Source organism: Streptomyces yokosukanensis (genome assembly GCF_001514035.1).
In the GTDB taxonomy this organism is placed as follows: Bacteria; Actinomycetota; Actinomycetes; order Streptomycetales; family Streptomycetaceae; genus Streptomyces; species Streptomyces yokosukanensis.
The window spans coordinates 1-21,628 of sequence record NZ_KQ948222.1 but is presented as its reverse complement, the minus strand read 5'-3'; the positions used below and the strand labels follow the sequence as shown (position 1 = coordinate 21,628).

Sequence of the window (21,628 nt, the reverse complement as noted above, 5' to 3'; positions counted from 1 at the left end):
CGGACGCCATAAAAGGCGCTGTGCATCTTCCCGGCCCCGCCCGCACCGTCGGCCCATCCCCAGGCCGGTGGTCGGCTGCCGTCCGCAGTGGACGGTGCCGGAAGCCGTTTTCCAACGTTCCGAGAGGTTGTTCGTGTCGGCCAGCACATCCCGTACGCTCCCGCCGGAGATCGCCGAGTCCGTCTCTGTCATGGCGCTCATTGAGCGGGGAAAGGCTGAGGGGCAGATCGCCGGCGACGATGTGCGTCGGGCCTTCGAAGCTGACCAGATTCCGGCCACTCAGTGGAAGAACGTACTGCGCAGCCTCAACCAGATTCTTGAGGAAGAGGGTGTGACGCTGATGGTCAGTGCCGCAGAGCCCAAGCGCACCCGCAAGAGCGTCGCAGCGAAGAGTCCGGCGAAGCGCACCGCCACCAAGACGGTCGCGGCGAAGACGGTGACGACCAGGAAGGCCACCGCCACCACGGCCGCCTCCGCGGCGCCCACCGCTGCGGCCGCAGTCGATTCCGCCGAGGAAGTCGCACCCGCCAAGAAGGTCGCCGCCAAGAAGACGACCGCCAAGAAGGCGGCGGCGAAGAAGACCGTCGCGAAGAAGACGGTCGCCAAGAAGACCACGGGCAAGAAGGACGACGGCGAGATTCTCGAGGAAGAGGTCCTCGAGGACACCAAGGTCGCCGAGGAGCCCGAGGGCGCCGAGAACGCCGGCTTCGTCCTGTCCGACGAGGACGAGGACGACGCGCCCGCGCAGCAGGTCGCCGCGGCCGGCGCCACCGCAGACCCGGTCAAGGACTACCTGAAGCAGATCGGCAAGGTCCCCCTGCTCAACGCCGAGCAGGAGGTCGAGCTGGCCAAGCGCATCGAGGCGGGTCTGTTCGCCGAGGACAAGCTGGCCAACGCCGACAAGCTGGCGCCGAAGCTGAAGCGCGAGCTGGAGATCATCGCCGAGGACGGCCGCCGCGCCAAGAACCACCTCCTGGAGGCCAACCTCCGTCTGGTGGTCTCCCTGGCCAAGCGCTACACCGGCCGCGGCATGCTCTTCCTGGACCTCATCCAGGAGGGCAACCTCGGTCTGATCCGCGCGGTCGAGAAGTTCGACTACACCAAGGGCTACAAGTTCTCCACGTACGCCACCTGGTGGATCCGTCAGGCCATCACCCGCGCCATGGCCGACCAGGCCCGCACCATCCGTATCCCGGTGCACATGGTCGAGGTCATCAACAAGCTCGCGCGCGTGCAGCGCCAGATGCTCCAGGACCTGGGCCGTGAGCCCACCCCGGAGGAGCTGGCCAAGGAGCTCGACATGACCCCGGAGAAGGTCATCGAGGTCCAGAAGTACGGCCGCGAGCCCATCTCGCTGCACACCCCGCTGGGTGAGGACGGCGACAGCGAGTTCGGTGACCTGATCGAGGACTCCGAAGCCGTCGTCCCCGCCGACGCCGTCAGCTTCACGCTTCTGCAGGAGCAGCTGCACTCCGTTCTGGACACCCTGTCCGAGCGCGAGGCCGGCGTCGTCTCCATGCGGTTCGGTCTCACCGACGGTCAGCCGAAGACCCTCGACGAGATCGGCAAGGTGTACGGCGTGACGCGTGAGCGCATCCGCCAGATCGAGTCCAAGACCATGTCGAAGCTGCGTCACCCGTCGCGCTCCCAGGTGCTGCGCGACTACCTCGACTAGGTCGCGGTCCCACGACGGCGAAGGCCCGGTTCCCCCTCGCGGGAGCCGGGCCTTCGTGCTGCGCGCCGAGCCGACATGGCTGACTCTGGGGTTTCCGGTGGAAACACAGAGTGAGGAGCATGCATGCGCCCTTCCCTTGCCCGCGCACTGATCCGGCCGCTGGTCCTGGCGGCCACCCTGACCGCCATACCCCTGGTCGGCGCGGCCCCCGTGGCCGCCGACAGCGTGGTGGTGGGAGGCTTCCCGATCGACGTTTCCCAGGCCCCCTGGACCGTGGCGCTGTCCAGCCGTGACCGATTCGGCGGTACACGCGCAGGCCAGTTCTGCGGCGGTGTGGCGGTTGCCCGCACCACCGTGATCACCGCGGCCCACTGCCTGGCCGAGGGGGTCCTCGGGGCACCCCCGAACCGTGTGCGCGACCTCAAGGTCATCGCGGGCCGCACCCATCTGCTGTCGAGCGAGGGCCAGGAGATAGCCGTGCAGGACGCCCGGGTCAATCCTGGGTACGACAGCCGGACCAACACCGGCGACTTCGCCGTACTCACCCTGGCCAAGCCGCTGCCGCAGAGCGCGGTCGTGGCCATGGCGGGCGCCGGCGACCCGGCCTACAAGCCGGGCACGCAGGCCCTCGTCTCCGGGTGGGGGGACACGACCGGCGAGGGTGCCTACGCGCGCAGGCTGTACGCGGCACATGTGAGCGTGCTCCCCGACGACCAGTGTGCCCGCGCCTACCCGGGCGGTCCCGACGGCACCTTCCAGGCGGGGAGCATGCTCTGCGCGGGAGAGGCCGCCGGCGGCCCGGACGCCTGTCAGGGAGACAGTGGCGGCCCTTTGGTCGCGGCCGGGCGTCTGATCGGGCTCGTGTCCTGGGGGAGCGGCTGCGGCAGGCAGGGCAGCCCTGGTGTGTACACGCGTGTGTCTGAGGTCGTCCGGGGCCTGGACGCGGCCTCAGCGGGCCGGAAACTGCCCCACAAGGGGTCTTGAAGGCCCGCTCGGAGACATGAGCATGGGCGGTCGCTCCCGCAGAGGAAGCGGCCGCCCGTTCACCGGTCTGTGCCGGGGCTGGCTCGTCGTGTGTGCGAGGTTCAGCGCTCTTCTTCGGAAGCGATGCCGGGAACGGTAGTCAGTCGTTCCGTCTCGTCCTGTATCTCAGCGGCGATCTTCTTGAGTTCCGGCTCGAACTTGCGACCGTGGTGGGCGCAGAAGAGCAGTTCTCCGCCGCTCAGCAGGACGACGCGCAGGTATGCCTGGGCGCCGCAGCGGTCGCAGCGATCGGCGGCCGTCAGCGGGCTCGCGGGGGTCAGAACAGTAGTCACGTCGCCTCTTCTCTAGCTCGACGAGCTGTCGTACCAGGGTCAACATCCAACCAGCCCGAAAACGTTCCCGCTCGTGGCTTTTCCTCGAAAAATCTTCCGGGGCGGCTGTCTGCTGCCGGTTGGCGGCGAATGTGCCGTAGTGCGTCTCTTATGGTGCTTACGGTTTCGCGCAGTGTTGTGTCTCGGTCCTCCAGGCCGGGTTGCCTGTTGTTCATGAGGACGTGCCCGGAGCCTAAATGGTTCATGCCTCCAAGGGAACGTGATATGTACTTCACTCCATCGAGGGATCGAACATGTATGCGAGCCTGGACTAGTCTGAGTTCTGGACGAGGGTGGCGTTACACCGGCTCTACCAGGCCTCGGTACCCTCTGAGCGGCGACCGAAGCCGTCCCCTTACCCAGTAGGGGGTCAACTGAAATTCAGCGAGGAGCGAACCGCGTGACCGCCGATACGTCCGTGCCGTCCACAGCGCTGCTGGCAGGAGCAGACCGGGACGGTTCCAACTACACCGCGCGGCACCTGCTCGTCCTCGAGGGCCTCGAGGCCGTGCGCAAGCGTCCGGGCATGTACATCGGTTCGACCGACAGCCGCGGTCTGATGCACTGCCTGTGGGAGATCATCGACAACTCCGTGGACGAGGCCCTCGCGGGCGTCTGCGACCGCATCGAGGTGATCCTGCACGACGACGGTTCCGTCGAGGTGCGCGACAACGGCCGGGGCATCCCCGTGGACGTCGAGCCCAGGACCGGCCTGTCAGGCGTCGAGGTCGTGATGACCAAGCTGCATGCGGGCGGCAAGTTCGGTGGCGGCTCGTACGCCGCCTCCGGCGGTCTGCACGGCGTCGGTGCCTCTGTGGTCAACGCCCTCTCCGCCCGTCTCGACGTCGAGGTGGACCGCAGCGGCCAGACCCACGTCATCAGCTTCCGCCGCGGTGTGCCCGGTGCCTTCGCCACCGACGGCGCCGACGGGAAGTTCGAGGCCAAGAGCGGTCTGCGCAAGACCAAGAAGATCCCCAAGACCCGCACCGGCACGCGCGTGCGGTACTGGGCCGACCGGCAGATCTTCCTCAAGGACGCCAAGCTCTCCCTGGACACGCTGCACCAGCGCGCCCGGCAGACCGCCTTCCTGGTGCCGGGCCTGACGATCGTCGTGCGCGACGAACTCGGCCTCGGTGAGGGCGGCAGCAAGGGCGAGGAGTCCTTCCGCTTCGACGGCGGCATCAGCGAGTTCTGCGAGTACCTGGCCAACGACAAGCCGGTCTGCGATGTCGTCCGCTTCTCGGGCAAGGGCACTTTCAAGGAGACCGTCCCCGTCCTGGACGAGCACGGGCAGATGACCCCCACCGAGGTCACCCGTGAGCTGGGCGTGGACATCGCGATGCGCTGGGGCACTGGGTACGACACGACCGTCCGGTCCTTCGTCAACATCATCGCCACCCCCAAGGGCGGTACGCACGTCTCCGGCTTCGAGCAGTCCGTGACCGGGGTCTTCAACGATGTGCTGCGAGCCAAGAAGCTGCTGCGGGTGGCCGAGGACAACATCGTCAAGGACGACGCCCTCGAAGGGCTCACCGCCGTCGTGACCGTGCGCCTGGCCGAGCCGCAGTTCGAGGGCCAGACCAAGGAGGTCCTGGGCACCTCGGCGGCGCGCCGCATCGTGAACAACGTGGTCACCAAGGAACTGAAGGCGTTCCTGACCAGCACGAAGCGGGACGCCGCCGCCCAGGCCCGGGTCGTCATGGAGAAGGTGGTCGCCGCCGCCCGTACGCGCGTCGCGGCCCGCCAGCACAAGGACGCCCAGCGCAGGAAGACCGCTCTGGAGTCCTCGTCGCTGCCGGCCAAGCTCGCCGACTGCCGCAGCGACGACGTGGACCGCAGCGAGCTGTTCATCGTCGAGGGTGACTCCGCGCTCGGTACGGCCAAGCTGGCCAGGAACTCCGAGTTCCAGGCTCTGCTGCCGATCCGAGGCAAGATCCTCAACGTGCAGCGGTCGTCGGTGACCGACATGCTCAAGAACGTCGAGTGCGGCGCGATCATCCAGGTCATAGGAGCGGGCTCGGGCCGGACCTTCGACATCGACCAGGCTCGCTACGGCAAGATCATCATGATGACCGACGCCGATGTGGACGGCTCCCACATCCGCTGCCTGCTGCTCACGCTGTTCCAGCGCTACATGCGGCCGATGGTCGAGGCCGGCCGGGTCTTCGCCGCGGTGCCGCCGCTGCACCGCGTCGAGATCGTCCAGCCGAGGAAGGGCCAGGACAAGTACGTCTACACCTACTCGGACCGCGAGCTGCGCGACAAGCTCATGGAGTTCCAGAGCAAGGGCATCCGCTACAAGGACTCCATCCAGCGCTACAAGGGTCTTGGTGAGATGGACGCCGACCAGCTGGCGGAGACCACGATGGACCCGCGTCACCGCACGCTGCGCAGGATCAACCTCTCCGACCTGGAGGCCGCGGAACAGGTCTTCGACCTGCTGATGGGCAACGACGTGGCGCCCCGCAAGGAGTTCATCTCCAGCTCGGCCGCGACGCTGGACCGGTCGCGCATCGACGCGTAGTCCCTGCGCTGGGCCATGGCCGACGCGCACTGCCCGAGGCGGGGCGCGGGGCCTGCAGGGATGGGTCCGACGGGACCTGGTGACCGACGGGACCTGGGACCGGCGGAGGGCGAGGGTGGGTCGTCCTGCGCCGGTCGGTCATGCAGTACTGCCTCGACTCACGTCCGCTTCCGCGTCTGCCCGGTATATGCGGCTGTGGGATCCGCGTCGTGGGGTTCGCACTCATGGGATCTACACCCGTGGGTGGAGAGGAGCCGCTTTCGGTTTCCACCCGCGATCCACCCCGGCTCCGATCTCCCGACCTGCGCCTTTCCGTAGCTTCGTAGGTGTCGGCGGCGCCCGCTCCCGGCACCGTCTTCTCGCTCACGGAGGCTCTGATGTCCGGGCTCGTCAACGCGTTGGTGATCGTGGCCGTCGCCGCCATAGTGATCGCGCGACAGTTTCGCGCCCGCGCGATCAACACAGACCGGCGCTGGTGGCTGCTCCCTGTGATCCTCGCCGTGGTGGCACTGCGCGAGCCCGGCATCCTCGACAGCCATCACCGCACGGAATCCGCCGTGCTCCTTGTGGTGGAGCTGCTCGTCGGTCTGGCCACCGGCGCCGGATGGGCCTGGACGACCCGTATCTGGACGGAACCGGACGGCGTCGTATGGACCAGGAGCACCAAGGCCAGCATCGCCGTATGGGTCGTGGGCATCGGCGCGCGGATCGCTCTCTTCGCCATCGGCCGCGCTTTCGGCCTTCACCAGGACAGCTCCGCCCTGATGCTCGGCCTCGCCGCCACCCTGCTGGTCCGCAGCGGGATCCTGGTCTGGCGGGCACAGCCCCTCGGCGCCGCGAGCCGTCCCGCCCCGGCGTACGGTGACGACATGCGGTCGGTCAGGAGGGAGCGCGCGTGACGGAGAACGCCTGGACCCGCTGGCCGTCGCCGGAAGCGCTCGGCCGCGTGGGCATCTCACGGCCCCGGCGCATGCTCGCCTGGGCCGTGAGGGCCCTGGTGATCGCCCTACTGCTGTGGGGCGCGTTCAACCAGAGACATCTCGGCGTCTGGAGCGGACTCGCCGCGGCGGCAGGGGTCGTCGCCGCGGCCGGGCTGGCGTGGGGTTTCTTCCGGGCCACCTACCAGCATCGGATGGTCCCCTCCCTGTCGATGCTGGCCGCGCTCATGGGCATCGCGGTCGCCGCTGAGGCCACGGGATTCAGAGCACTGGCGCTGGTGCTCTGGTGCGGCTGCGGGATCACCGCCCTGGAGCGGCTGCCGCTCGCGGCCGCCACCCCGGTGACCGCGGTCGGCCTGGCCGCCTACTCCGCTTTCAACAACGACGTCTGGCTGACCACGGCCGCCTCGGTGACGGGCATGGCTCTCGCCGGATACGTCCTGCGGCTGGACGCGGAAGCCCGCGGCAACGCGCAGCGGCTGCTCGCCCAGGAGCGTGCCGCACGGGCGGCCGAGGCCGAGTCCGCGGCGCTGGCCGAGCGGGCCCGTATCGCACGGGAGATCCACGACGTGCTGGCCCACAGCCTCTCGGCCCAGCTGGTGCACCTGGAGGCGGCGCGTCTGCTGATCGAGAACGGCGCGGACCGCCAGAAGATCCTGGAGCGGGTGGTGGCCGCCCGGGGCATGGCGCGCGACGGACTGGCGGAGACCCGGCAGGCCCTGTCGGCGCTGCGGGGCGAGCTGACCCCGCTGGAGGACTTCCTGAGCGAACTCGTCAGCGGGGCCGACGGAGCCGAGGTCACCGTGACGGGTGAGCGCAGACCTCTGCCGGCCGAGGCCTCCCAGGCGGTGCGCAGGGTCGCGCAGGAGGCGCTGACGAACGTCCGCAAGCACGCCCATGGCGCCAAGGTGCACCTGCGACTCGACTACAGCGAGCACGAAGTCAAGCTGGACGTACGGGACTCGGGCGGTCGGCCGGGCGAACTCACCGGCTCAGGGGGCGGGTACGGTCTGCTGGGGATGCGCGAGCGTGCCGAGCTGCTGGGCGGCTCACTGGACGCGGGGCCGGGCGAGGAGGGGTTCGTGGTGACGCTGAAGGTGCCTGTATGACCCAGGTGGAAGGGGAGAAGAAGCCCGCACGAGTGGTGGTCGCCGACGACCAGACAGTGGTCCGGGAGGGCATCGTCATGCTGCTCGGGCTGCTGCCCGGTGTGGAGGTCGTGGGTGCCGCGGGAGACGGCGAGGAGGCGGTGCAACTCGTGGGGGAACTGTCCCCGGACGTCGTCCTGATGGATCTCAGGATGCCCCGGTGCGACGGAGTGGAAGCCACCCGGCGGATCCGGACGCAGTACCCGGACACCCAGGTCGTCGTGCTCACCACGTACGCGGACGACGAGTCGCTGTTCCCCGCGCTGCGGGCAGGTGCCCGGGGCTATCTGACGAAGGACGCGGGGGGTGACGAGATCGTGCGTGCCGTGGAGAGCGTGCTGTCGGGGGACGCCGGTTTGTCTCCGAGCGTCCAACGCCGGCTGCTGGAGCGGCTGTCGCAGCCCGAGCCCAGCCCGCAGGCGACCACCGAGGCGACTCCCGACGGACTGACCGCGCGCGAGACCGAGGTCCTGCGGCTGATCGCCGAAGGTCTCAGCAATCAGGAGATCGCCCGCAAGCTGCATGTGTCGACCGCGACGGTGAAGACGCACATCAACAATCTCTTCGCCAAGACGGGCCTCAAGGACCGGGCGCAGGCGGTGCGTTACGCCTACAGCAAAGGACTGGTGCGGCCGCCCACGCAGTGAATCACCTGATGGGGTGAAGAGCCGGAGGAAGAAGAGTCAGGGATCTTCCCGATCTGTCCATCCTTGGGCATGCAGTCAAGCAACGGCCGGGCCTTTGGAGCCGGGGACGGTTCCGAGCGTTCGGCCGAGAACCATCCAGACCCCGGCGTCCCCTCCCGCGACGTGCCGTACGAGGACCCCTGGTACGACGCGATGGCCTCCGGCTGGGGCGAAGTGGACGGCACCGGAGCGCGGGCACCGGCGGTGCCGCCCGCTCGTGGGGAGCACGGCACACAGGCGGTTCGCGCCCGCGATGTGTACATCGAGGTGCAGCGTAGCGCGGCCTTCCAGGAAGTGCGGACCAGGTACCGGAGGTTCGTCGTACCCGGAGTCGTCGTCTTCCTCGCCTGGTACGTGGGCTATCTGATCACGGCCACGACCGCCCCCGGGCTCATGGCCCGGTCCGTGGCGGGAGCGGTGAACGTGGGGATGCTGGCCGGACTCGGACAGTTCCTCACCACGTTCCTGCTCACCTGGGCCTACGCCCGGCACGCACGGCTGCGCAGGGACCGGGCGGCGCTGGAGCTGCGCTGGGACACCCAGGAGCTGACCCGCGGGGTGCGGGGAGACGTCTCGTGACCGGACAGCATCAGACGCTGGCGCTGGTGCTGTTCAGCGGCTTTGTGGCCGTCACCCTCGGGATCACGACGTGGGTGAGCCGTCGTCGGCAGGGCTCCGCGGAGGAGTTCTACGCCGGAGGGCGGCTGTTCTCCCCCATGGAGAATGGTTTTGCCATCGCGGGTGACTACATGTCGGCCGCCTCGTTCCTGGGGGTCACCGGACTCATCGCGCTGTACGGGTACGACGGGATGCTGTACGTCGTGGGCTTCCTCGTGGCCTGGCTGGTCGTGCTGTTCCTGGCCGCCGAACTGGTGCGCAACTGCGGGCGGTTCACGTTGGCCGACGTGGTGGCGGCGCGGATGAGCGAGCGGCCGCTGCGGATCGCCGTGGGCACGTCCTCGGTCACGGTCTCCGTTCTGTATCTGGTGGCGCAGATGGTCGGCGCGGGCAGTCTCGTGGCCCTGCTGCTGGGGCGGACGAGCACGGCGGACCAGGCCTGGGCGGTCGTCGGGGTCGGCGCGCTCATGGTGATCTACGTATCGCTCGGAGGGATGCGGGCCACCACCTGGATCCAGATCGTGAAGGCGGTGCTGCTGCTGAGCGGCACGATCGCGCTGACCGTGCTTCTCCTGCTGCGCTTCCATGGAGACTTCGACCGCCTGCTGCTCACGGCCGCGGACCGCAGCGGTCATGGAAGGGCGTACCTCGCGCCGGGCCTGAAGTACGGCGGGACCTGGACCGCGCGCCTCGACTTCATCAGCCTGGGTCTCGCCCTCGTGCTGGGTACTGCGGGACTGCCGCACATCCTGTCCCGCTTCTACACCGTGCCCACCGCGCGGGCCGCCCGCCGTTCCGCGGTGTGGTCCATCGGGCTGATCGGCGGCTTCTACCTGATGACGATCGTCCTGGGCTTCGGGGCGGCCGCAGTGGTGGGCACGGAGGCGGTACGCGGTTCGAACGCGGCCGGGAACACGGCGGTACCGCTGCTCGCCCTGCACCTGGGCGGCGGCGCAGGCTCCACCGGTGGCACGGTCCTGTTCGCGATCGTCGCCGCCGTCGCCTTCGCCACGATCCTCGCCGTCGTCGCCGGCATCACCCTCGCCTCGTCGGCGTCGGTCGCGCACGATCTGTACGCGTCGCTGCGGCGATCGCGGGGCACGGCCCGCAGCGAGGTGGCCGTGGCACGGTGGGCGGCGGTCGGCATCGGCGCCGTGGCGATCGCGCTCGGTCTGCTGGCCCGTGATCTCAACGTCGCCTTCCTGGTCGGCCTCGCCTTCGCCGTCGCCGCGTCGGCAAACCTTCCGGTGCTGCTCTACTCGCTGTTCTGGCGCGGCTTCACCACCCGAGGCGCGGTCTGGGCCGTATACGGCGGGCTGATTCCGGCGCTCGGGCTGGTCCTGCTGTCCCCGGTGGTGTCCGGCAGCCCGGCCTCGCTCTTCCCGGACGTGGACTTCCAGTATTTCCCGCTGCAGAACCCGGGCATCGTCTCCATCCCGCTCGGCTTCCTCGCCGGCTGGCTGGGCACGATCACCTCGGACGAGGTCGCGGACGAGGCCAAGTACGCCGAGACGGAGGTACGCTCACTGACCGGCGCGGGAGCGGTCTAGGGGGTGTCGTCGAACTCCCTCCCCCCAGAGGGGACCCCCAGCCGCGCGACACCATGCACGCTCTCCTGCTGCATCGAGGGCGCGGGAGGTGTCCCCGTTCGCCGCTCCTCGACAGGTAAGCGTTGCCCCGGGAGGGGGACACCGGCGCCGGCCGCCGGCGGTGTCGTACGGGCCGCTACGGCGCCACCCACGCGTACCGGTGCTCCGGGCGGCCGGTGTCGCCGTACTTCAGGGAGAGCCGAAGACGGCCGACCTGCTCCAGGTGGCGGAGATAGCGCTGGGCCGTGGAGCGGCTCAGACCGGTTCTGGAGGCCACCTCGTGGGCCGACAGCGGCTGGCCGGCGTGGTGCAGGACGCCACAGATCAGATCGGTCGTGGGCGCCGATTGGCCGCTCGGCAGGCCGGCTGCGGAGGGTGCGGGGGCCGTGCGGAGCGCGCCGAACATCCGATCGACCTGGTCCTGCCCCGTCAGACCTCGGCCGCCGACCCGGTCCACCGTGCGGCGCAGGGCGGCGTAGGAGTCGAGGCGGGCGCGCAGGGCGGCGAAGGTGAAGGGCTTGACCAGGTAGTGCAGGGCGCCCAGGCGCATGGCCTGCTGGACGGTGGTCACATCACTGGCCGCGGTGATCATGATGACGTCTGTGCCGTGGCCCTGTTCCCGCATGCGGTGGACGAGGTCGAGGCCGGTCTGGTCCGGCAGATAGTGGTCGAGCAGGACCAGATCGATGGTGCCGCGTTCCACGACGGCCAAGGCCTGGGCGGCGCTGTGTGCGCGGGCGGCCACCCGGAAGCCGGGAACCTTTCCCACGTACTTGGCGTTTATCTCAGCGACGCGGAAGTCGTCGTCCACGACCAGGACGTCAATCATCAGGCCTCTCCTTCAAGGCCGACGAGCGTTGAGCCCGTGTTTCGGCTCCGCAGTTGTAGCGCGAGCAAAATGAGCACAACAGGCTCTCGCGAGCAAAAGAACGGCTTGTGCTCACAAGACTCCTGCCGTGTCCGGGCCCCACCTACCGTCCCGGCCCATGAGCGCACACACCAGCCCCGCCATCGAGTTGCGGGGCGCGAGCAAGACCTTCAGAACCCCGTCCGGGGGACTGCACACGGCCGTGCGCGGTCTGGACCTCACGGTCGGGCGCGGCGAGTTCGTGGCCGTCGTAGGGCCGACCGGCTGCGGCAAGTCCACCACCCTGACCCTGGTCAGCGGTCTGGAGGAGCCCACCGAGGGCGAGGTGCTGGTGGCCGGCGAGCCGGTCGACGGCGTCGGCGACAAGGTCGGCTTCGTCTTCCAGCAGGACGCCACCTTCCCCTGGCGCACGGTCCTGTCCAACGTCATGGCCGGCCCGCGCTTTCGGGGCGTACCGAAGGCCGAGGCCAGGCAGAGCGCACGGGAGTGGCTGGCCCGGGTGGGGCTCGCCGCCTTCGAGGACCGCTATCCGCACCAGCTCTCCGGTGGTCAGCGCAAGCGCGTCGCGCTCGCCGCCACCTTCGTGAACGACCCCGAGATCCTGCTGATGGACGAGCCGTTCTCGGCGCTGGACGTGCAGACCCGGGCCCTGATGTCGGACGAACTGCTGGAGCTGTGGGAGGGCACGGGCGCGTCCGTCGTCTTCGTCACCCACGACCTGGAGGAGTCCATCGCGCTCGCCGACAAGGTCGTCGTGATGACCGCCGGACCCGCGACCGTGAAGCAGATCTTCGACATCGACCTGCCCCGGCCGCGCAAGGTCGAGTCGGTGCGCCTTGAGCCGCGGTTCATCGAGATCTACCGCGAGATCTGGGAGTCCCTCGGCGAAGAGGTCCGCATCACCCGCGAAAGAGGTGCCGCCCATGTCGCCTGACGTCATGCCCGAGGCCCAGGCCGCACTGAACAAGACCAAGCCCACCGACAAGCCGAGCCGCGCCCAGACCCGTGCCCAGGCCGCCCGCCGTCGCAGGGCCCTTGTCACGGCCGCGCGCGTGTTGCTGCTGGTGGCTGTCCTCGGCCTGTGGGAGGGGCTTTCCCGCGCGAAGATCATCGATCCGTTCAACTTCTCGATGCCCTCGAAGATCTGGGACCAGATCTGGACCTGGGTGACGCACGGGACCGCGCTCGGCTCGCTGGGCGAGCAGATCTGGTACACGTTGTACGAAGCACTGCTCGGCTGGGTCATCGGTGTGGTCGCCGGTGTGCTCCTGGGTATCGCGCTCGGGCGGATCAGATTGCTCGCCGAGGTCCTTGGTCCATACATCAAGGTGCTCAACTCGATCCCCAGGATCGTCCTGGCGCCGATCTTCCTGATCTGGTTCGGGCTCGGGCCGTCCTCCAAGGTCGCCTCCGCCGTCGTGCTGGTCTTCTTCCCGGTGTTCTTCAACGCCTTCCAGGGCGCCCGGGAGGTGGACCGCAACCTGGTGGCCAACGCCCGCATCCTGGGCGCCGGCGACCGCAGGGTGACACTTCAGGTGGTCATCCCGTCGGCCACCTCCTGGATCTTCACCAGCCTCCACGTCAGCTTCGGCTTCGCGCTCATCGGCGCCATCGTCGGCGAGTACATCGGCGCGACCAAGGGCATCGGCCTGCTCGTCGCCCAGTCGCAGAACACCTTCAACTCGGCTGGCGTCTATGCCGCGATGGTCATCCTCGCCGTCGTCGCCCTGGCCGCCGAGGGGCTGCTGACCTTCGCCGAGCGCCGCATCTTCCGCTGGAGGCCCGCCGGTTCCGACAGCTGACCGGCATCCGACAGCTGACCGGCACCCGACGGCCGACCGCTACCTGTCCGGGCCGGCCCCCACACCGCTCCGGACGGTCACCCGCGCCTCTCCGGACCGGCCTCCACGCCTCCACGCCCCCCGCACGCCCCCAACGCCCGCCCCGCACCGCCCTCTCACAAGGACGTGAACCCCATGCGCAACCCCGCCAGATACGCTTCCCTGGCCGCCGTCGGCCTGCTCGCGCTCTCCTCGCTCACCGCCTGCGCCAACGACGCGGCCGGCTCCACGGCCGACACCGGCAGCGGCGGCAAGGGCGAGACCGTCAAGATCATGGTCGGTGGCCTGGACAAGGTCATCTATCTGCCCGCGATGCTCACCCAGCGCCTCGGCTACTTCGGGGCAGAGGGGTTGAATGTCCAGCTCCTCAGCGAGCCCGCCGGTGTGCAGGCCGAGACCGCGCTCGTCTCCGGCCAGGTGCAGGGAGCGGTCGGCTTCTACGACCACACGCTCGACCTCCAGGTGAAGGGCAAGTCGGTCGAGTCGGTCGTGCAGTTCTCGCACGCGCCCGGTGAGGTCGAAGTGGTCTCCGCCAAGGCGGCGGGCAGTCTGACGTCGCCCAAGGACTTCAAGGGCCGCAAGCTGGGTGTGACCGGACTCGGTTCGTCCACCGACTTCCTCACCAAGTACCTGGCGGTCAAGAACGGCGTGAACGTCAGCGAGTTCACGCCCGTCGCCGTGGGGGCCGGACCGACGTTCGTCGCGGCCCTCCAGAAGGGGGCGATCGACGGCGGTATGACCACCGACCCGACCGTCGCGACCATCCTCGACAAGAAGGCGGGGAAGGTCCTGCTCGACATGCGCACTCCCGAGGGCTCACAGGAGGCGCTGGGCGGGCCGTACCCGTCGTCAAGTCTGTACATGCAGACGGACTGGGTGAATGGACACAAGGACACTGTCCAGAAATTGGTCAATGCATTCGTCAAGACGCTCGCGTGGATGTCCACCCACAGCGCCGACGAGATCGCCGCCAAGATGCCCGCCGACTACTCCCAGGGGAACAAGGCGCTCTACGCGCAGGCGGTCAAGAGCACCCTGCCGATGTTCACCGACGACGGAGTGATGCCCAAGGGAGGCCCGGAGACTGTTGAGAAGGTCCTCAAGGCGTTCAACCCCGTCATCAAGAACGCGAACGTCGACCTGAGCAAGACGTACACGACCGAGTTCGTCAAGGCGGCCAAGTGACCGCGGTGTGACACTCGCTCAGCCGCGGGTCGCCCACACGTAACGGTGTTCCGGGCGGCCCGCGTCGCCGTACTTGAGAGTCAGCCGCGCCCGCCCGGTGCGCTCCAGCAGCTTCAGATACCGCTGGGCCGTCTGCCGGCTCACCCCCGTCCGCTCGGCGATCTCCTGGGCGGACAGCGGTCCTTCGGCACTCATGAGCGCCTGGCGCACCAGCTCGGCCGTCGTGGGGGAGTGGCCCTTGGGCAGTTCGGGCGCGGAGGACGCGGACAGGGCGCCGAAGATGCGGTCCACCTGCGCCTGTTCGGCCTCGCCGCCGCCGTCCAGGGTGCGCCGCAGTTCGGCGTACGCCTCCAGCTTGGCGCGCAGGCCGGCGAAGGCGAACGGTTTCACCAGGTACTGCAGCGCGCCCTGTCGCATCGCGGCCTGGACTGTCGACACGTCCCGCGCCGCCGTCACCATGATCACGTCGGTCTGGTGGCCGCGTCGGCGCATCTCCCGGACGACCGCGAGACCGGTGTCGTCGGGCAGGTAGTGGTCCATCAGGACCAGGTCCAGCCGCGGCAGCGTCTGCACCAGGCGCAGCGCCTCCGCCGCGCTGTGCGCCTCGCCGGCCACGTGGAATCCCGGCACCTTCTCCACGTACGCGGCGTTGACCTGGGCGACACGGGTGTCGTCGTCCACCACCAGGACCTCGATCATCGCGTCTCCTCCTCGGCGACGGCAGTGGGTGCGGGGGACTCTTCGGGTGCCGCCGGCTGCGGTGCGGCCTCCGTCAGTGCTTCCGGCAGGACCACGGTGAACTCGGCGCCACCGCCGTGCGCCGCGCTCACCGTCGCGCCCCCGCCCTGCCGTTCGGCGAGCCGGCGGACCAGCGAGAGCCCGATGCCGCGCTTGCCGTGCGCGGGCGGCTTCTTGGTGGACCACCCCTCGGTGAAGATCAACTCCCGTTGGTCGGCCGGGATCCCGGGGCCCGTGTCGCGCACCCTGAGCACGACCGTACGGCCCTCGGAGCGCAACTCGACCTCCACGCGCGCGTGGAGGGTGCCGGCGACCGCGTCGAGGGCGTTGTCCACCAGGTTGCCCACCACTGTCACCAGACCCCGGGGATCGATCAGCCGGTCCGGCAGCCAGGTGCGCTCCGACACCCACAGCGCGACCCCGCGCTCGGCCGCGACGGTCGCCTTGCCGACCAGCAGCGCGGCCAGCAGCGGATCCTGGATCTTCTCGGTGACCTGCTCTGCGGTGGCCCGGTGGTCGCCGACCACCTCGCCGACGAACTCCACGGCGTCGTCGTACATCTCCAGCTCCAGCAGGCCGAGCAGGGTGTGCATGCGATTGGCGTGCTCGTGGTCCTGGGCGCGCAGCGCGTCGATCAGACCGCGCGTGGAATCGAGTTCGCGCCCCAACTGCTCCAGTTCGGTGCGGTCGCGCAGGGTCGCGACGGCACCGCCGTCGTCGGTGGGCATACGGTTGGCGACCAGCACGCGCTGGCCGCGCACGGTGAGCAGATCGGTGCCGGTCACCCGGCCGGCCAGGACGTCCGTCGTACGGCCCGCGCCGAGCGCCTCGTCGGGGGTCTGCCCGACGGCCGCGTCGTCGATGCCAAGCAACCGGCGCGCCTCGTCGTTGAACAGGCGGACGCGGCCTTCGCCGTCGAGTGCGACCACGCCCTCCCGGATGCCGTGCAGCATCGCCTCGCGCTCCGCGAGCAGCGCCGAGATGTCGGAGAAGGCCAGGTCCCGGGTCTGTCGCTGGACCCGGCGGGAGATCAGCCAGGCGGCCAGCGCACCCACCGCGAGAGCGCCCCCGGCGTAGGCGAACAGGCCCGGGATCGCGCTGATCAGCCGCGCCCGGACGCTGTCGTAGGCGATACCGACCGATACCGCCCCCACGATGCGGTGCTCGGCGTCGTACAACGGCACCTTGCCGCGAGCCGAGCGCGCCAGGGTGCCCTTGTCGATCTCCATGACCTCCTTGCCGCCCAGGGCGTCGCGGGGGTCGGTGGAGACCGGCCGGCCGATCTGCGAGGGCGTGGGGTGCGACCAGCGCACCCAGTTCCGGTCGAGCACCACGACGTATTCGGCGTGCGTGGCCTTCCGGATCCGTTCGGCCTCCTTCTGCACCGGACCGTCCCTGGTCGGCGGGGTGGCCCGGATGCCCTCGGCGATCTGCGGGTCCTGTGCCGTGGTCTGCGCGATGGCCAGCGCCCTGCGCATCGCCTCGTGGTCCAGCTGCTTGCTGAGCGGGGCGAGGAACAGCCCGGTCGCGAGCACCGCGACCCCCGCGGCGATCGCCACCTGCATCAGCAGCACCTGCGAGAACACCCGCCGTGGCAGGCCGAGGCGCAGACGGCGCGCGGGGGGAGTGGAGCTCATGGCCACGACGGTACGTGGGAACGCCCGACAGGCCCCAGGGGGTGTGGTGGGGATCTCTTGACCAGTTCTTGAAAGAAGCGGCCGCTCAGCTCGCCAGCGCCGTCGGGCGCAGCTCGCGCACGGACACGACGTCCATCCGCGCGGGTGCGCCCAACGCCGTCGCACCGCAGCTCTCCGGGCGGGGCGGCAGCGACGCGCCCCGCGCCACGGTCACCCGCCAGCGGCGACCGTCGGCGTGTGCGACGGTGATCTCCCAGTGCGGCGCCGCGCCCTCGGTCCCTACGACGCTCAGCACGCCGGCCCGGTACTCGTCCGCGGCCGAGCGGACGGCCAGCTCGGCCGCCTGGCCAGGCCGTTCCCAGGCCGAGCAGCCGCGGCACCCCTCGACCACCACGCGCCCCTCCTGGACACCGTGCAGGGCCTCCTTGACGGTGTGTGCCTCGGCGCGGCCGTAGGCGTAGCCGTACGGCAGGACGAGCACCGTCGGCGAGAAGCGATGTCCACCCAGATGGGTGACCTCCCAGACGCCGCGCACTCCCGAGGCGGCCAGTTCGGTGGCGAGCGGGCGGCCGAGGAGAGCGCAGCAGCGGTCGCGCTTGCCGTTGGTGCACACGAGCGCGAGCGGGTCGCCGTGGTGCGGGCGCCCGCCGAGCGCGGCGCCGAAGGAACGGTGGTCACCGGCGCCGAGTGCGGCGAAGTCGAGGCCGAGCAGCTGCTCTGGATCGCGGGTCGTGGCGCTGTGCAGCCATACGCGGCCCGGCACGGTGTGGGCGGCGTACACCTGCCGGACGGCGGCCCTGCCGGGGTCGGCGTGGCGCCCGGGGCGCCGGATGAGCGCCACGCGTACGCCGGTCCCCTCCGCGGCCGCCTCCAGCGCCCGGCCGAGCGCGGGGTCCAGGTGGCTCGAAGTGAGCGCCTTCACGCCCCATGGGCCGGGCTGTTCCAGCAGCAGCCACGTCGTCGCCGTGGCCGCCGTACCGGAAACGGGCTCGTCGAGGCTCCGGGAGACGGTCGCGCACCTACTCACAGAGGTGAGCCTAACCTGACTCTCTCCGGGGCGACTTCCGGCCGTAGCCGGTCCTGCTCCAGGAGGGAGGTGTGTCCTACTCCGGCAGGGAATGGGGGTACGGACCGCTCTCCGCTGCCGGGAGCGGCTCATCCGCCTCCGGGAGCGGCCGGGGAGGCCGTGCGCCGACGTAGTGGCCGACGGGGCGCATGCGCAGGGGGCGCTCGCCGTACTCCTCCAGGGCGTGTGCGATCCAGCCCGCCGTCCGGGCGACGGCGAAGATCGTCTCGCCGGCGGTGGCGGGCATGCCGCTGGACGCGGTGAACACCGCCAGCGCCAGGTCGACGTTGGCGTGCAGGGGGGTGTGCCGGGCGGTTGTGGCGACGATGTCCCGGGCGGCCAGCAGGGCCGGCTCCGCGCGCGGGACCTGCTCCAACAGGTCGAACAGCACGCTCGCACGGGGATCCTCGCCGGTGTACAGCCGGTGGCCGAGCCCGGGGACGCGGCGGCCCGCGCGCAGCTCGTCGGCGATCACCGGGACCGCCGTGCCCTGGTCGAGCACATCGAGCAGCATGCGGTGGGCCAAACCGCTCGCGGCACCGTGCAGGGGGCCTTCCAGGACGCCCAGCCCGGCCGAGACGGCCGCGTAGGCGTGCGCGCGGGCCGAGGCCGCGACCCGGACCGCGAGCGTGGAGGCGGCCAGGTCGTGGTCGGCGAGCAGGGCGAGCGCGGTGTCGAGGACCCGCAGGGACGCCTCGTCGGCGGGGTGCCCGGTCAGCCTGCTCCACAGCCGGTGGGCGAGCGGACCGTCGTCCTGGTGGGCGTACAGGACCGGTGGCAGCGCGGAGACGAGTGTGGGGATGAGGATCCGCGCGGTGTTCAGCACGGCCCCCTCCGCCAGGTCGAAGCGCAGCGGGTCCTCGGCCGCCGCGGCGATCGCTGCCACGCGCAGCCGGTCGGTGGGGGAGGCATGCTCGGACAGGGCGTTCACCGCGCGGCGGGCGACCTCGACGGTGGGGCCGGGCACGGAGAAGGTCACGCCCGGGGTCAGCCGGCCCGTCCACAGCCACTCCGCGACCTCTTCGTAGGAGTGCCGCAGGGCCAGTTCGACGGCGTCCACGCCCCGGAAGTAGTACCGGTCCCGGTCGATCAGCGTGATGCGGGTGCGGACGGACAGGTCCCCGCCGGAGCCGGGGCTTCCCGCCGCCTCGCGCCGGTGGCGCCGGGCGAGGGCCTCGACCTCCTTCGCCTCGAAGGTGCTGGCGCGGCCGCCGGGCTCGCGTCTGCTGCTGAGCAGGCCCCGGCTCACGTACGCATACACCGTCTCCGGCTTCACGCCGAGCAGTTCGGCGGTCTCCTTGGTGGTCAGCCTTCGGCCGGGACGGCCGGGAGCGGGTTCGTGATCACGCATGGGTGTCACCGTAGCCGTCTCTCCGCATCTTGATCGCAGGGTTGATCGAATCAATATTTACAAGAAATCAGTCAAGCATGGACAGTCGGATCAAGTCCAGGGAGGAGAACCATGGCCATCAACAGGACCGCAACCCCGCTCATCGACGCACCGCGCGGTCTCGCCGGAGTCGTCGTCACCGAGACGGAGATCGGCGACGTCCGGGGACGGGAAGGCTTCTACCACTACCGCCAGTACTCGGCCGTCGAGCTCGCGCAGACCCGTGGGTTCGAGGACGTCTGGCATCTCCTCGTCCACGGCACGCTGCCGGACGCGCCGCGCCGCGCCGCCTTCACGGCCGAGACCTCGGCGCTGCGGCGGCTGCCCGAGGGGGTACGTGCGGCGCTGCCCGCGATCGCCTCGGCGAGCCGGCTCTCGGGCCCGCTGTCCGGGCTGCGCACGGCGCTGTCGTTGCTGGGCTCGGCGCGCGAACTGCGACCGGTCTACGACATCGACCCGGACCGGCGTCGCGCCGACACCGTGGCCGTCTGCGCGGCCGTGCCCACGCTGCTCACCGCGCTGTACCGGCTCGGGCAGGGCCTCGACCCGGTCGAGCCGCGCGAGGATCTCCCGTACGCGGCCAACTACCTGTACATGCTGGACGGCCGGGAACCCGATCCGCGGCGGGCCCGTGCGGTCGAGCAGTACCTGATCTCAACCATTGATCATGGATTCAATGCATCAACCTTCACCGCCCGCGTCATCGCCTCCACCGGCGCCGATGTGGCGGCCTGTCTGACCGGAGCCGTGGGCGCCCTGTCGGGACCGCTGCACGGAGGCGCGCCCAGCCGGGCCCTGGACACCCTGGACGCCATCGGCACGCCGGACCGGATCGACGCCTGGATCCGCGAGCGCGTGCTCGCCGGCGAGCGGATCATGGGCTTCGGGCACGCCGTCTACCGCACGGAGGACCCCCGTTCGCGGATGCTGCGTGAGATCGCCCTCGGCTTCGGCGGTCCGCGCGTGGACTTCGCGGTGGAGGTCGAGCGCCGGGTCGAGGCGATCCTCACCGAGCTGAAACCCGGCCGTGAACTCCACACCAACGTCGAGTTCTACGCCGGTGTGGTCATGGAACTCTGCGGTCTGCCCCGCGAGATGTTCACCCCTACCTTCGCCGCCGCACGCGTGGTCGGCTGGAGCGCCAACATCCTGGAGCAGGCGGCCGACTCGAAGATCATCCGACCGGTGGCGCGGTATGTGGGACCGGAGCCGGCGGCGGCGGTGCCCGCTCTGCGGTGAGCCCGCCCCTGGCGCCCCTCTTATCCTGGTCCGGCAGTCGGTCCACGGAAGAGAGGGCGCCCGTTGGGCAGCAGTCGCACCCCGCAGCAGATCCCCGTCGTCGTACTCGCCGGATTCCTCGGATCCGGGAAGACGACGCTCCTCAACCACCTCCTGCACCGCAGCGGAGGCAGTCGCATCGGAGCGATCGTCAACGACTTCGGGGCCATCGAGATCGATGCGATGGCCGTCGCCGGAGCCCTCGGCGACTCGACCGTCTCGCTCGGCAACGGCTGCCTGTGCTGTGCCGTCGACGCGAGCGAACTCGACCTCTACCTGGACCGGCTCGCCGCGCCCGCCGCAGGCATCGACGTCATCGTGATCGAGGCCAGCGGGCTCGCCGAGCCGCAGGAACTCGTGCGGATGGTGCTCGCCAGCGAGCATCCCGGCATCGTCTACGGGGGTCTCGTCGAGGTCGTCGACGCCGCCGAGTTCGACGACACGCGTGCCCGGCACCCCGAGATCGACCGGCACCTCGCCCTCGCCGACCTCGTCGTCGTGAACAAGCTCGACCGGGCACCGGACGCCGACCGCGTCCTCGGCCTCGTCGGCTCCCTCACCGACCGCGCCGCCGTCGTCCCCGCCACCTACGGCCGCATCGAGCCGGAGTTCCTCTTCGACTGCAGGCCGAGCCGGGAGCGGATCGGCCAGCTGTCCTTCGACGACCTTCACGAGCACGGCGACGACGACCACGACCACGCCGGTCATCTGCACGCCGGCTACGACAGCCTGTCCTTCGTCGCCGACCTGCCGATGGAACCCCGCGGGCTGATGCGGTTCCTGGACAGCCGCCCGGAGGGGCTGTACCGGGTCAAGGGCTACGTCGACTTCGGACCCCACGACACCGTCAACCGGTACGCCGTCCATGCCGTCGGCCGGTTCCTGCGCTTCTACCCCGAGCCCTGGCCGCCCGCCACCGCCCGCCTCACCCAGCTCGTCCTGATCGGCTCCGGCATCGACGCGCGAGCCCTCGGCAAGGAACTGGAGGCGTGCAAGAACGACGCCCCACACGCCGACGAGCACGGCATGTGGGGCGTCCTGCGCTACGTGCAGGGCCCGAACGGGGCGGACCTGGAAGATCCGCCCGCCTAG

The 21,628-nt window shown here is 70.1% G+C and carries 19 protein-coding genes; 13 read left to right on the top strand and 6 right to left on the bottom strand.

The window, feature by feature from the left end:
• Positions 1-133 precede the first annotated feature (133 nt).
• The gene (locus AQI95_RS33865; protein ID WP_067133306.1) at positions 134-1,675 is read left to right on the top strand and encodes an RNA polymerase sigma factor; all 1,542 of its coding nucleotides are present in this window, start codon (positions 134-136) and stop codon (positions 1,673-1,675) included.
• 123 nt (positions 1,676-1,798) lie between these two features.
• Entirely contained in the window at positions 1,799-2,659 is an 861-nt protein-coding gene (locus tag AQI95_RS33860) for a serine protease (RefSeq protein ID WP_067133005.1), read from the top strand.
• 101 nt (positions 2,660-2,760) lie between these two features.
• Here the strand turns inward: AQI95_RS33860 and AQI95_RS33855 are convergent, their stop codons facing one another.
• The gene (locus AQI95_RS33855) at positions 2,761-2,991 is read right to left on the bottom strand and encodes a DUF7455 domain-containing protein (RefSeq protein WP_067133002.1); all 231 of its coding nucleotides are present in this window, start codon (positions 2,989-2,991) and stop codon (positions 2,761-2,763) included.
• A 439-nt stretch (positions 2,992-3,430) separates the two neighbouring features.
• Between AQI95_RS33855 and AQI95_RS33850 the strand changes: the two genes are divergently transcribed.
• The 6 genes from AQI95_RS33850 (at position 3,431) to AQI95_RS33825 (ending at position 10,494) form a co-directional block, all read left to right on the top strand.
• On the top strand, positions 3,431-5,554 hold the full coding sequence (locus AQI95_RS33850; RefSeq protein WP_067132999.1) for a DNA gyrase/topoisomerase IV subunit B: 2,124 nt from the start codon (positions 3,431-3,433) through the stop codon (positions 5,552-5,554).
• Between the two features lie 377 nt (positions 5,555-5,931).
• Positions 5,932-6,453 (top strand): DUF1453 family protein, encoded by a 522-nt coding sequence (locus AQI95_RS33845; RefSeq protein WP_067132996.1) that lies wholly within the window; start codon positions 5,932-5,934, stop codon positions 6,451-6,453.
• Entirely contained in the window at positions 6,450-7,601 is a 1,152-nt protein-coding gene (locus AQI95_RS33840; protein ID WP_067132993.1) for a sensor histidine kinase, read from the top strand. The genes AQI95_RS33845 and AQI95_RS33840 overlap by 4 nt, the downstream gene beginning before the upstream one ends.
• Positions 7,598-8,287 carry a response regulator transcription factor gene (locus tag AQI95_RS33835; protein ID WP_067132990.1) on the top strand — a complete coding sequence of 230 codons (690 nt, stop codon included), beginning with the start codon at positions 7,598-7,600 and terminating at the stop codon, positions 8,285-8,287. The genes AQI95_RS33840 and AQI95_RS33835 overlap by 4 nt, the downstream gene beginning before the upstream one ends.
• A gap of 69 nt (positions 8,288-8,356) precedes the next feature.
• Positions 8,357-8,905 carry a DUF485 domain-containing protein gene (locus AQI95_RS33830; RefSeq protein ID WP_067133303.1) on the top strand — a complete coding sequence of 183 codons (549 nt, stop codon included), beginning with the start codon at positions 8,357-8,359 and terminating at the stop codon, positions 8,903-8,905.
• A complete protein-coding gene (locus AQI95_RS33825) occupies positions 8,902-10,494 on the top strand; it encodes a solute symporter family protein (RefSeq protein WP_067132987.1) in 1,593 nt (530 codons plus the stop codon). The genes AQI95_RS33830 and AQI95_RS33825 overlap by 4 nt, the downstream gene beginning before the upstream one ends.
• A gap of 175 nt (positions 10,495-10,669) precedes the next feature.
• On the opposite strand, the gene AQI95_RS33820 is transcribed toward AQI95_RS33825, so the two are convergent.
• Positions 10,670-11,362, bottom strand: a complete 693-nt coding sequence (locus tag AQI95_RS33820; protein WP_067132984.1) for a response regulator — start codon at positions 11,360-11,362, stop codon at positions 10,670-10,672.
• A gap of 157 nt (positions 11,363-11,519) precedes the next feature.
• Between AQI95_RS33820 and AQI95_RS33815 the strand changes: the two genes are divergently transcribed.
• From AQI95_RS33815 to AQI95_RS33805, 3 genes are all read left to right on the top strand, one after another.
• Positions 11,520-12,335 carry an ABC transporter ATP-binding protein gene (locus AQI95_RS33815; RefSeq protein WP_067132981.1) on the top strand — a complete coding sequence of 272 codons (816 nt, stop codon included), beginning with the start codon at positions 11,520-11,522 and terminating at the stop codon, positions 12,333-12,335.
• Positions 12,325-13,203, top strand: a complete 879-nt coding sequence (locus tag AQI95_RS33810; protein WP_067132979.1) for an ABC transporter permease — start codon at positions 12,325-12,327, stop codon at positions 13,201-13,203. The genes AQI95_RS33815 and AQI95_RS33810 overlap by 11 nt, the downstream gene beginning before the upstream one ends.
• Positions 13,204-13,377: 174 nt before the next feature.
• Entirely contained in the window at positions 13,378-14,427 is a 1,050-nt protein-coding gene (locus tag AQI95_RS33805) for an ABC transporter substrate-binding protein (RefSeq protein WP_067132976.1), read from the top strand.
• Positions 14,428-14,445: 18 nt separating this feature from the next.
• On the opposite strand, the gene AQI95_RS33800 is transcribed toward AQI95_RS33805, so the two are convergent.
• From AQI95_RS33800 to AQI95_RS33785, 4 genes are all read right to left on the bottom strand, one after another.
• The gene (locus AQI95_RS33800) at positions 14,446-15,126 is read right to left on the bottom strand and encodes a response regulator (protein WP_067132974.1); all 681 of its coding nucleotides are present in this window, start codon (positions 15,124-15,126) and stop codon (positions 14,446-14,448) included.
• Complete coding sequence (locus AQI95_RS33795; protein WP_107121830.1) at positions 15,123-16,802, bottom strand: ATP-binding protein; 1,680 nt, start codon at positions 16,800-16,802, stop codon at positions 15,123-15,125. The genes AQI95_RS33800 and AQI95_RS33795 overlap by 4 nt, the downstream gene beginning before the upstream one ends.
• Positions 16,803-16,887: 85 nt before the next feature.
• Positions 16,888-17,829, bottom strand: coding sequence for a sucrase ferredoxin (locus tag AQI95_RS33790; RefSeq protein WP_067132971.1), 942 nt, complete (start codon positions 17,827-17,829; stop codon positions 16,888-16,890).
• Between the two features lie 76 nt (positions 17,830-17,905).
• A complete protein-coding gene (locus tag AQI95_RS33785; RefSeq protein WP_067132969.1) occupies positions 17,906-19,219 on the bottom strand; it encodes a citrate synthase in 1,314 nt (437 codons plus the stop codon).
• Positions 19,220-19,330: 111 nt separating this feature from the next.
• Between AQI95_RS33785 and AQI95_RS33780 the strand changes: the two genes are divergently transcribed.
• Together AQI95_RS33780 and AQI95_RS33775 are read left to right on the top strand one after the other, a co-directional pair.
• A complete protein-coding gene (locus AQI95_RS33780) occupies positions 19,331-20,497 on the top strand; it encodes a citrate synthase/methylcitrate synthase (RefSeq protein ID WP_067132966.1) in 1,167 nt (388 codons plus the stop codon).
• 63 nt (positions 20,498-20,560) lie between these two features.
• Positions 20,561-21,628, top strand: coding sequence for a CobW family GTP-binding protein (locus tag AQI95_RS33775; RefSeq protein WP_067132963.1), 1,068 nt, complete (start codon positions 20,561-20,563; stop codon positions 21,626-21,628).

Coding starts and splice junctions, on each gene's coding strand:
- AQI95_RS33805 (WP_067132976.1), top strand. CDS start 13,378: ATGCGCAACCCCGCCAGATACGCTTCCCTGGCCGCCGTCGGCCTGCTC.
- AQI95_RS33860 (WP_067133005.1), top strand. CDS start 1,799: ATGCGCCCTTCCCTTGCCCGCGCACTGATCCGGCCGCTGGTCCTGGCG.
- AQI95_RS33845 (WP_067132996.1), top strand. CDS start 5,932: ATGTCCGGGCTCGTCAACGCGTTGGTGATCGTGGCCGTCGCCGCCATA.
- AQI95_RS33800 (WP_067132974.1), bottom strand. CDS start 15,126: ATGATCGAGGTCCTGGTGGTGGACGACGACACCCGTGTCGCCCAGGTC.
- AQI95_RS33780 (WP_067132966.1), top strand. CDS start 19,331: ATGGCCATCAACAGGACCGCAACCCCGCTCATCGACGCACCGCGCGGT.
- AQI95_RS33830 (WP_067133303.1), top strand. CDS start 8,357: ATGCAGTCAAGCAACGGCCGGGCCTTTGGAGCCGGGGACGGTTCCGAG.
- AQI95_RS33795 (WP_107121830.1), bottom strand. CDS start 16,802: ATGAGCTCCACTCCCCCCGCGCGCCGTCTGCGCCTCGGCCTGCCACGG.
- AQI95_RS33835 (WP_067132990.1), top strand. CDS start 7,598: ATGACCCAGGTGGAAGGGGAGAAGAAGCCCGCACGAGTGGTGGTCGCC.
- AQI95_RS33820 (WP_067132984.1), bottom strand. CDS start 11,362: ATGATTGACGTCCTGGTCGTGGACGACGACTTCCGCGTCGCTGAGATA.
- AQI95_RS33815 (WP_067132981.1), top strand. CDS start 11,520: ATGAGCGCACACACCAGCCCCGCCATCGAGTTGCGGGGCGCGAGCAAG.
- AQI95_RS33810 (WP_067132979.1), top strand. CDS start 12,325: ATGTCGCCTGACGTCATGCCCGAGGCCCAGGCCGCACTGAACAAGACC.
- AQI95_RS33785 (WP_067132969.1), bottom strand. CDS start 19,219: ATGCGTGATCACGAACCCGCTCCCGGCCGTCCCGGCCGAAGGCTGACC.